1 protein-coding gene is annotated in these 1,961 nt (G+C 71.6%); it reads left to right on the top strand.

What is annotated here, in order from left to right:
* Window positions 1–102: 102 nt before the first annotated feature.
* Window positions 103–1,961: 1-deoxy-D-xylulose-5-phosphate synthase (gene dxs, locus AC6EUL_RS22780; protein WP_499872884.1), on the top strand; the 1,859-nt coding region annotated here is incomplete at its 3' end.

Genomic DNA, 1,961 nt, shown 5'->3' with positions numbered 1-1,961 from the left:
GTGTCACGGCAAGAAACCTCGCAAGAGAAGACCTCGCAAGACAAGATCGCGCCGGAGCGGGCGCAAGCGACCGCGGTGACCGCGTCGGAGGCGACGGCGATCCTGGACGGTCTGGCGGAGCCTTCGGCGCTGCGTCTGTTGCCGGAGAGCCAGCTTCAGGCGGTGGCGGACGCGGTGCGCACCGAGATGATCGACGCGGTCTCGGTCACGGGCGGGCATCTGGGCTCCGGGCTCGGCGTGGTCGAGCTGACGGTGGCGCTGCACCACGTGTTCGACACCCCCGACGACCGCATCGTCTGGGACGTCGGCCACCAGGCCTATCCGCACAAGATTCTCACCGGCCGGCGCGACCGCATCCGGACGCTGCGCCAGCCCGGCGGCCTGTCGGGCTTCACCAAGCGCTCGGAGAGCGTCTACGATCCCTTCGGGGCGGCCCATTCCTCCACCTCGATCTCGGCGGCCCTGGGCATGGCCGTGGCGCGCGACCTCGACGAGGCGGCGGCCAAGGCCCAGGGCGCGCCGGCGCCCAAGCGGCGCAACATGGTGGCGGTGATCGGCGACGGCTCGATGTCGGCGGGCATGGCCTACGAGGCCATGAACAATGCCGGCGCCCTGCACTCGCGCCTGATCGTCATCCTCAACGACAACGACATGTCGATCGCGCCGCCCGTGGGCGCCATGTCGGCCTACTTCGCGCGCCTGGCCTCGGGGGGCACCTACCAGTCCCTGCGCGAGACTGCCAAGCAGCTGGGCAAGCTCCTGCCCAAGGGCCTCTACCAGCGCGCGGCCGCGGCCGAGGAATACGCCCGCTCCCTGGTGGTGGGCTCGGGCACGATGTTCGAGGAGATGGGCTTCCACTATGTCGGGCCCGTCGACGGGCACAACCTCGACCACCTGCTGCCGGTGCTCAAGAACGTGCGCGACTCCGAGCAGGGTCCGATCCTGCTCCACGTCGTGACCCAGAAGGGCAAGGGCTACGCCCCGGCGGAAGCCTCCGCCGACCGCTACCACGGGGTGGTCAAGTTCGACGTGCTCTCGGGGGTGCAGGCCAAGGCCAAGCCGAACGCGCCGGCCTACACCCGGGTGTTCGGCGAGAGCCTGATCAAGGCGGCGGATGCCGACGACAAGGTGGTGGCGATCACCGCCGCGATGCCGGGGGGCACGGGCATCGACCTGTTCGGCAAGGCGCATCCGGAGCGCACCTTCGATGTGGGCATCGCCGAGCAGCACGCGGTGACCTTCGCGGGCGGCCTGGCGACGGAAGGCTACCGGCCGTTCGTGGCGATCTACTCGACCTTCCTGCAGCGGGCCTACGACCAGGTCGTGCACGACGTGGCCCTGCAGAACTTGGCCGTGCGCTTCTGCCTGGACCGGGCCGGGCTGGTGGGGGCGGACGGGGCGACCCATGCGGGCGCCTTCGACCTGGCCTATCTCTGCTGCCTGCCGAACATGACGGTGATGGCGGCCTCCGACGAGGCCGAGCTGGTGCACATGGTGGCCACCGCGCATGCCCACGACACGGGCCCGATCGCGCTGCGCTATCCGCGCGGCGAGGGCGTCGGCGTGGACCTGCCCGAGCGCGGATCGGTGCTGCCGATCGGCCGGGGCCGGATGGTGCGCGCGCCCGAGGGGGCGCGGGTGGCGCTGCTGAGCCTGGGCACGCGGCTGTCGGAGGCGCTGAAGGCGGCCGACGCGCTGGAGGCGGAGGGCATCGCGGTGAGCGTGGCGGATGCGCGCTTCGCCAAGCCGCTGGACGAGGCGCTGATCCTGGACCTGGCCGCGCGCCACGAGGTCCTGGTGACGCTGGAAGAGGGTTCGGTGGGGGGCTTCGGCGCCATGGTGCTGCACCTGCTGGCCGAGCGGGGGGCGCTGGATGCGGGCCGGGTCCGGGTGCGCACGCTGACGCTGCCGGACACCTACCAGGACCACAACGCGCCGGACGCCATGTACGCCGAGGCCGG

The sequence above is a fragment of the Methylobacterium sp. 001424705 genome (genome assembly GCF_059816145.1).
This window is presented reverse-complemented; position numbering and strand designations above follow the sequence as displayed.